This window comes from Candidatus Polarisedimenticolaceae bacterium, assembly GCA_036376135.1.
Lineage (GTDB): Bacteria > Acidobacteriota > Polarisedimenticolia > Polarisedimenticolales > DASRJG01 > DASVAW01.
Genome location: DASVAW010000115.1, coordinates 1 through 8,326, shown reverse-complemented (window position 1 = coordinate 8,326; position 8,326 = coordinate 1). Strand labels below are relative to the sequence as shown.

The following is an 8,326-nucleotide window of genomic DNA, read 5'->3' as shown; positions in this document are numbered from 1 at the left end:
CCTCGGGGCGTAGCGCAGCCCGGTAGCGCGCCTGCTTTGGGAGCAGGTGGTCGGGGGTTCAAATCCCTCCGCCCCGACCAAACGTCGCGGCGCAGGACGACGGCGGTCGGAAGATCGAAGATTCGCGCGTGTAGCTCAGCCCGGATAGAGCACTAGCCTCCGGAGCTAGGTGTCGCAGGTTCAAATCCTGCCACGCGCACCAATCGGGAACGCCCCGCCGGACCACGCGTCCGGCGGGGCATTCTTGCGACGGACCCCCGATTCCGTTAGAGTCCGCGCGGGTTGGCCGACGAGACGGGCCGTACCCGGGCTCGGAAGGCGCCTGTAGCTCAGGGGACAGAGCAGCGGCCTTCTAAGCCGCGGGTCGGGGGTTCGAAGCCCTCCAGGCGCGCCACGTCGAGCCGTCCCGCAAGGTGTGGTGGGTGTAGCTCAGCCTGGTAGAGCTCCAGACTGTGGATCTGGCCGTCGGGGGTTCGAATCCCCTCACCCACCCCAATGTTCGCTGGCAGCGCTGTGCTAAGGTGTGCGGCCTTCCATCGGGAAGGCATCCGACGGGCCGCTAGCTCAATTGGCAGAGCAGCAGACTCTTAATCTGCGGGTTCCAGGTTCGATTCCTGGGCGGCTCACCATCCCGGCGCGACACCGACCTTCCTTCGCGGCGCCGCAGGGGTTCCCATGAAGATCGAAGTCACCGAAATCAGCCCCGTCAAGAAAACCCTCTCCATCGAGGCATCGGAAGACGAGGTCTCGCGGGAGACCGAAGCGGTGGTGCGCCGATGGGCCTCCCAGGTGCGCATCCCCGGCTTCCGGCAGGGGAAGGTCCCCGTCGACCTCGTGCGCAAACGCTTCGCGAAGGAGATCCAGGACGACGTCCGGGAGCGCCTCGTCTCCCGTCTCTACGCGGAGGCGGCGCGCGAGAAGGGGTTCCGCCCCCTGGGCGATCCCGTCCTCGACGAGTTGAAGGCCGAGGAAGGGCAGCCGTTCACCTTCAAGACGACTTTCGAGGTCCTCCCCGAGTTCGCGGTCAAGGACTACAAGGGGGTCGAGGTTCGGGAGTCCGCGCCCCAGGTGGGCGAGGCGGAGATCGACGAGGCGCTCGACCAGCTCCGAAACGCCCACGCCCGCTACCTCGCCGAGGAGGGGAGGGCGGCCGCCGCGGGGGACCTCCTCGTCGCCGACGTGACCGAGGCGGTCGACGGGGAGGAGCCCAGGACCCGCGAGCGGGCGATGCTCGAGGTAGGGCTCACCGACCAGGTCCCCGCCTTCAACGACGCCATCCACGGGGCGAAACCGGGGGACGATCTCGACTTTCACGTCGTTTACCCCGCGGACTTCGCGATCGAGAGGCTCGCCGGGCGAAACGCGCGGTATCAAATCCACGTGCACGAGGTGAAACGCCGCGAGCTCCCCGCCCTCGACGACGAGTTCGCCAAGGACATGGGGGACTTCGAGAGCTTCGCGGCGCTCCGGGAGCGGATCCGCAGGGATCTCGAGGATCGGAAGCTCGCCGAGGTGCGCTCCGCCACGAGGCAGGCGGTTCTGGACAAGGTCCTTCTGGAGAATCCGGTCGCCCTCCCGGAGATCCTCGTCGAGGACGAGATCCGGGAGCGGCTGGAGGACATGGTTCGCGCGATGATGTACCACGGGGTCGACCCCAGGACGGCCGAGATCGACTGGAAGGCCGCCCGGGACCGCCAGGAGGAGCCGGCGCGCAAGACCGTGCACGCGCGGCTGGTCCTCGACGCGGTGGCGAAGGCCGAGTCGATCACCGTCGATCGCGCGGAGGTGGAAGCCCGGATCAGCCGGGAAGCCGAGCGCATCGGCGAAAAGCCGGCTGCGGTCCGCGAGCGGCTCTCCAAGGGGGCAGGTATGCAAGCCCTTGAGATTCAGATGGTTAGAGAGAAATCGCTTGACTTCCTGACCTCGGTTGCTAATATTCGCCGGGCGGAGTGACGCATGCCCTTGATCCCGATGGTGGTCGAGCAGACCAGCCGAGGCGAGCGCGCTTACGACATTTATTCGCGCCTGCTGAAGGACAACATCATCTTCATCGGGACCCCGATTGACGATCACGTCGCCAATCTGGTCATCGCGCAGCTGCTGTTCCTCGAGGCCGAGGACCCCGACAAGGACATCTCGATCTACATCAACTCCCCCGGGGGGTCGGTCACGGCGGGGCTCGCGATCTACGACACGATGCAGTTCATCAAGCCCGACATCAGCACCTTCTGCGTCGGCCAGTGCGCGAGCATGGCGGCCGTGCTGCTGGCGGCGGGCACGAAGGGGAAGCGGTACGCGCTTCCCAACGCCAGGATCCTCATCCACCAGCCCCTCGGCGGGGTCTCGGGGCAGGCGACGGACATCGAGATCCACGCCCGCGAGATCCTGCGGATCCGCGAGATGCTCAACGACATCCTCGTGCGGCACACCGGGCAGGACGCGGAGCGGATTTCGAAGGACACCGACCGCGACTACATCATGTCGGCTTCCCAGGGGGTCGAATACGGCATCGTGGACCAGGTGATCCGCGAGCGGGCCTGAGGAGAGCTTCCCTCGATGTCGCGCAAGAAACCGGACGGCGAAGGCCTCAAGTGCTCGTTCTGCAACAAGAGCCAGCGGGACGTCCGCAAGCTCATCGCCGGCCCGACCGTCTACATCTGCGACGAATGCGTGGACATCTGCCTCGACATCATCGCCGAGGAGAAGGAGCACGAGGATCAGGAAGGCCGGATGCGCCTTCCCAAGCCCCAGGAGATCAAGAACTTCCTCGATGAATACGTGGTCGGGCAGGACGCGGCCAAAAAGCGGCTCGCCGTCGCGGTCTACAACCACTACAAGCGCAACGAGATGTCGCGTCGGCGCAACGACGTCGAGATCCAGAAGTCGAACATCCTCCTGATCGGCCCGACCGGCTCCGGCAAGACGCTCCTCGCGCAGACCCTCGCACGCCTGCTGTCGGTTCCGTTCGCGATCGTCGACGCGACCACCCTCACCGAGGCCGGCTACGTCGGCGAGGACGTCGAGAACATCATCCTCAAGCTGCTGCAGGCGGCGGGGAACGACGTCGAGAAGTGCCAGCGCGGCATCATCTACATCGACGAGGTCGACAAGATCGCCCGCAAGGGCGAAAACCCCTCGATCACCCGCGACGTCTCGGGGGAAGGGGTGCAGCAGGCGCTCCTCAAGATCCTCGAGGGGACCGTCGCCAACGTGCCGCCGCAGGGGGGACGCAAGCACCCGCACCAGGAGTTCGTCCCGGTCGACACGACGAACATCCTCTTCATCTGCGGCGGAGCCTTCGTCGGGCTCGACTCCATCATCGAGCAGCGCATCGGGCGCAAGGCGATGGGGTTCAACGCCGAGGTCAAGGGGCGCCGCGAGAAGGACATCGGCGGCACGCTCGCCCAGGGGCAACCCGGCGACCTCATCAAGTTCGGCATGATCCCCGAGTTCGTCGGACGCCTCCCCGTGGTGGCGGCGCTCGACGAGCTCGACGTCCCGTCCCTGATCCGCATCCTGACCGAGCCCAAGAACGCACTCGTCAAGCAGTACCAGAAAATCTTCGAGTTCGAAGGGGCATCTCTGAGGTTCACCGACGACGCCCTCGAAGCCGTCTCCCAGCAGGCGGTGGAGAGGAAGATCGGGGCCCGCGGCCTCCGGATGATTCTGGAGGAGCTCATGCTGGACCTGATGTTCCATCTGCCTTCGCAGACGGGCGTCAAGGAGGTCGTCGTCACCCGCGACGTCGTCCTGAACAAGGCGACCCCCCTCGTCGTGATGGAAAAGGCCGGCTAGGCGCCCGTTTCCTTCCGACTCGATCCCAGACCGGAGGAACCCCCATGGAGGAACGCTCGAAGCGCTCCGCCGCCGACGTCACCGCTCTGCCCGTCGTCCCGCTCCGGGACATCGTCGTCTTCCCGCACACGATGGTCCCCTTCGTCGTCGGGAGGCGCTCGTCGCTGCTCGCCGTGGAGCGCGCCCTCGCCGGGGAGAAACGCCTGTTCCTGACGGCCCAGCGCAATCCGCGGCTGGACAATCCCGGTCCGGCCGAGCTGAACTCGGTCGGCACCGTGGCGACGATCGTCCAGCACCTCAAGCTCCCGAACGGCAACGTGAAGCTGCTCGTCGAGGGCGTGCACCGCGGGCGGATGCTCGAGGTGGAGGAGGACGCGGAGGGGTTCTTCCGAGCGGTCGTGAAGGACATGGAGCGCGTCCCGGAGGTCGCGGAGGATCTCCAGGAGACCGTCGCCCGCGTCTCCGCGCTGTTCGAGCGCTACATCAAGTTCTCGCCGGGGCTCCCGTACGAGACGATGTACTCGACGCTCAAGATCGCCGACTCCAGTCGCCTGGCGGACACGATCGCCGCACACCTGCCCGTCGGCGCCGACGACAAGCAGGCGTTGCTCGAGACGGTCGGCGCCAAGGAGCGCCTCGAGGCCGTCGGACGCCTGCTCGACGCCGAGATCGAGAAGCTCCGCGTCGACAAGAAGATCAACAACCGCGTCAAGAAGCAGATGGAGAAGGCCCAGAAGGAGTACTACCTCAACGAGAAGATCAAGGCGATCCAGCAGGAGCTGGGCAAGAAGGACGAACGCGTCAACGAGAACGAGGAGTTCCGCCAGAAGATCGAGCGGGCCAAGATGCCCGCCGAGGCGAAGGAGAAGGCCCTGCAGGAGCTCAAGCGCCTGGAGGTCATGCCCCCCGTCTCGGCGGAGGCCACCGTTTCGCGCAACTACCTCGAGTGGCTGCTCGCGGTCCCGTGGCACAAGAAGTCGCGCGAGCTCACCGACATCAAGCGCGCCGAGAAGATCCTCAACGAGGACCACCACGGCCTCGAGAAGGTCAAGGAGCGCATCCTCGAGTTCCTCGCGGTTCGCCGCCTCGTCAAGAAGATGAAGGGCTCGATCCTCTGCTTCGCCGGCCCTCCCGGCGTCGGGAAGACCTCCCTCGCGAAGTCGATCGCGCGGGCGACCGGTCGCGAGTTCGTGCGGCTGTCGCTGGGGGGCGTGCGCGACGAGGCCGAGGTCCGCGGTCATCGGCGCACCTACATCGGCGCCTTCCCCGGGCAGATCCTCCAGATGATGAAGAAGGCGGGGACGAAGAACCCGGTCTTCCTGCTCGACGAGGTCGACAAGATGGCCGCGGACTTCCGCGGCGATCCCTCGGCGGCGCTGCTCGAGGTCCTCGATCCCGAGCAGAACCACTCCTTCGTCGACCACTACCTCGACACGGAGTTCGACCTGAGCGAGGTGATGTTCATCGCCACGGCGAACGTGATGCACACGATCCCGCCGGCGCTGCGCGACCGCATGGAGGTGATCCGTCTCGCCGGGTACACCCTCCCGGAGAAGATGGCGATCGCGGAGAAGTACCTCGTCCCGAAGCAGATCCGAAACCACGGGCTCGAGAAGGCCGGGGTCGTGGTCGAGGAGGACGCGATCCGCGAGCTGATCGAGCGGTACACCCGCGAGGCGGGGGTGCGCTCCCTCGAGCGCGAGGTCGCCTCGATCTGCCGGAAGATCGCCCGCCAGGTCGTGGCCGGCGAGACGCCCAAGGAGGTCCGGATCGGCCCCGCCCGCGTCGTCGAGATGCTCGGCGTCCCGCACTACCACCCGCCGCGCGAGATCGAGCGCCGCCCCGAGGTGGGCGTGGCGACCGGCCTCGCGTGGACCGAGGTCGGCGGCGAGATCCTGCCGACCGAGGCGACCCTCATGCGCGGCCGGGGAAGGCTCACCCTCACCGGACAGCTCGGCGAGGTGATGCAGGAGTCGGCGCAGGCGGCGATGTCGTTCATCCGCTCGCGCGCCGAGGCGCTGGGCATCGACCCGATGTTCCACCGGAAATACGACATCCACGTGCACCTGCCGGAAGGGGCGATCCCCAAGGACGGCCCTTCGGCGGGGATCACGCTCGCGACGGCCCTCACCTCGCTGCTCACCGGCGTCCCGGTCCGCCCGGACGTCGCGATGACGGGGGAGATCACGCTGCGCGGGAAGGTGCTGCCGATCGGCGGCCTCAAGGAGAAGGTCCTCGCGGCGCACCGCTACGGCGCGACCACGGTGATCCTCCCGAAGGAGAACGAGAAGGACCTCGCCGAGGTCCCCGACGAGATCGGAAAGCAGATGACGTTCCGGCTCGTCGAGACGATGGACGAAGTGCTCGAGATCGCGCTCGCGGGGCGCCTTCCGGCGGAGGAGGTTCCCGCGGATCCGGACTCGGCCGAGGATCGGCCCGCCGCGGACGGCCCCGTGACGCATTGAAGATCGAGAGCTGCCGATTCGAGTGTTCGGCCTTCGCCGCGAAGGACGAGCCGAAGGCCCCGGGGCCGCACGTCGCGTTCCTCGGGAGGTCGAACGTCGGCAAGTCGTCGTGGATCAACCGGCTGCTGGGAAAGCAGGGCCTGGCGAGAACCTCGTCGACCCCGGGGAGGACGCAGAGCGTCAACTTCTACCGCATCAACGACGCGGTGTGGTTCGTCGACCTCCCCGGCTACGGCTACGCGAAGGTCCCCGAGCGCGTGCGGAGGGAGTGGGGCCCGATGGTCGAGGGATACCTCGAGCGCCACCGGGAGCATCTGGCGATCGGCATCCTGCTCGTGGACGCGCGCCACGAGGCGACGGACATGGACAAGATGATGAAGACCTGGCTCGAGGACCGCGACGTGCCGCACCTGGTGGTCGCGACGAAGGCCGACAAGCTCTCGGGGAACGAGCGCGCGAAGTCGGCGGCGGCCTTGAAACGGGCCTTTCCGGACGAGACGGAGGGGCCGGTGATGGTGTCTGCGGAGACGGGGCTGGGGGTCGCCGAGGTCTGGCGTCACCTCGATGCGGCGCTCCGCGAGGGACGGCGATGAACGTGATGGACATGCGCGAGCTCAAGGCGATGGACGCGGGGCAACTCGTGCGGATCGCCTCCGGGTTCGAGGTCGAAGGGGCGGGCACGCTGCGCAGGCAGGAGCTGCTCTACCGGATCCTGCAGGCCCAGGCGGGCTCGGGCGGGGCGATCCTCTGCGAGGGGGTCCTCGAGAAGCTCTCCGACGGGTACGGCTTCCTGCGGGCCCGCGAGCTGTCCTACCTTCCCGGCCCCGACGACGTCTACGTCTCGCCGAACCAGATCCGGCGCTTCGGCCTCACCACCGGCGACCACGTCGTGGGGCAGGTGAGACCGCCCAAGCCGGGGGAGCGCTACTTCGCCCTCGCGCGCCTGGACGCGGTGAACGGCCTCCACCCCGAGACGATCCGCGGCCGGAAGACCTTCGACAACCTGACGCCGCTTTATCCGGAGGGGAAGATCCGCGTCGAGACCGCCGGCCCCGACGTCACGGGGCGCGTGATCGATCTCATGACCCCGCTCGGCCGCGGCCAGCGCGGGCTGATCGTCTCCCCGCCGCGGACGGGGAAGACGATGATGCTCCAGCACATCGCGAACTCGATCGCGGTGAACCACCCCGAGATGGTCCTGATCGTCCTCCTCGTGGACGAACGTCCCGAGGAGGTCACCGACATGCGCCGCACGGTCAAGGGGGAGGTCATCTGGTCGACCTTCGACGAGACCGCCCAGCGCCACGTCCAGGTCGCCGAGATGGTCCTCGAGCGCTGCAAGCGGCTCGTGGAGGCCAAGCGCGACGTCGTGCTCCTCCTCGACTCGGTCACGCGCCTGGCGCGCGCCTACAACGCGGTGCAGCCGACGACCGGCCGGATCATGTCCGGGGGCATCGACGCGGCCGCGCTCCAGAAGCCCAAGCGCTTCTTCGGCGCCGCGCGCAACGTCGAGGAGGGGGGCTCGCTGACGATCATGGCGACGGCGCTGATCGACACCGGCTCGCGCATGGACGACGTGATCTTCGAGGAGTTCAAGGGAACCGGGAACATGGAGATCAACCTCGACCGGCGCCTCGCCGACCGGCGCGTCTTCCCGGCGATCGATCTCCAGCACTCCGGAACCCGCAAGGAAGAGCTGCTTCTCAGCAAGCAGGAGCTCGACCGGGCGTGGGTCCTCCGCAAGGTCCTCCAGCAGATGAGCCCCGTCGAGGCGATGGAGCTGCTCCGGGACAAGATGCTCAAGACGAAGGACAACGCGGAGTTCCTGAGCTCGATGGCGGGCTAGAAGCTCACCTCGAGGCCCAGGCGGACCGTCGTCGGCGGGAAGTACCGCGTCGGCTGGCCGTACGTCGGGTTCGGGTTGATCGGATTGCCGCTGTCGTCGGCGTTGAAGTAGTGAACCTGGTCGACGTCCACCGGTTCCCGCTCGCTGAACAGGTGGAAGACGTCCACGATGAGCCGGGGGTGCCAGCGGCTGCTCGCCGAGCGACGGAACGTGTAATCCA

The 8,326-nt window shown here is 67.4% G+C and carries 7 protein-coding genes and 5 tRNA genes; 11 read left to right on the top strand and 1 reads right to left on the bottom strand.

From position 1 onward, the window contains the following. Positions 1-3 precede the first annotated feature (3 nt). The 11 genes from VF139_11670 (at position 4) to rho (ending at position 8,106) form a co-directional block, all read left to right on the top strand. Positions 4-80, top strand: a tRNA-Pro gene (locus VF139_11670). A gap of 44 nt (positions 81-124) precedes the next feature. Next, a tRNA-Arg gene (locus tag VF139_11665) sits at positions 125-202 on the top strand. Positions 203-318: 116 nt separating this feature from the next. Next, positions 319-394, top strand: a tRNA-Arg gene (locus VF139_11660). Between the two features lie 24 nt (positions 395-418). After that, a tRNA-His gene (locus VF139_11655) sits at positions 419-495 on the top strand. 58 nt (positions 496-553) lie between these two features. Continuing rightward, positions 554-629 (top strand) — tRNA-Lys (locus VF139_11650). A 46-nt stretch (positions 630-675) separates the two neighbouring features. Further along, on the top strand, positions 676-1,953 hold the full coding sequence (tig, locus tag VF139_11645) for a trigger factor (protein ID HEX6852047.1): 1,278 nt from the start codon (positions 676-678) through the stop codon (positions 1,951-1,953). A 3-nt stretch (positions 1,954-1,956) separates the two neighbouring features. After that, positions 1,957-2,541, top strand: coding sequence for an ATP-dependent Clp endopeptidase proteolytic subunit ClpP (clpP, locus tag VF139_11640; protein ID HEX6852046.1), 585 nt, complete (start codon positions 1,957-1,959; stop codon positions 2,539-2,541). 15 nt (positions 2,542-2,556) lie between these two features. Beyond that, positions 2,557-3,795, top strand: coding sequence for an ATP-dependent Clp protease ATP-binding subunit ClpX (gene clpX, locus VF139_11635; GenBank protein ID HEX6852045.1), 1,239 nt, complete (start codon positions 2,557-2,559; stop codon positions 3,793-3,795). Positions 3,796-3,839: 44 nt separating this feature from the next. Further along, complete coding sequence (gene lon / locus VF139_11630) at positions 3,840-6,260, top strand: endopeptidase La (protein HEX6852044.1); 2,421 nt, start codon at positions 3,840-3,842, stop codon at positions 6,258-6,260. Then, positions 6,257-6,853, top strand: a complete 597-nt coding sequence (gene yihA / locus VF139_11625) for a ribosome biogenesis GTP-binding protein YihA/YsxC (GenBank protein ID HEX6852043.1) — start codon at positions 6,257-6,259, stop codon at positions 6,851-6,853. Before lon ends, yihA begins: the two co-directional genes overlap by 4 nt. Further along, positions 6,850-8,106, top strand: a complete 1,257-nt coding sequence (gene rho, locus VF139_11620) for a transcription termination factor Rho (protein ID HEX6852042.1) — start codon at positions 6,850-6,852, stop codon at positions 8,104-8,106. Before yihA ends, rho begins: the two co-directional genes overlap by 4 nt. Here the strand turns inward: rho and VF139_11615 are convergent. Next, positions 8,103-8,326 (bottom strand): hypothetical protein (locus VF139_11615; protein ID HEX6852041.1); only part of this gene is annotated, 224 nt, incomplete at its 5' end. The two genes, rho and VF139_11615, sit on opposite strands and share 4 nt — an antisense overlap.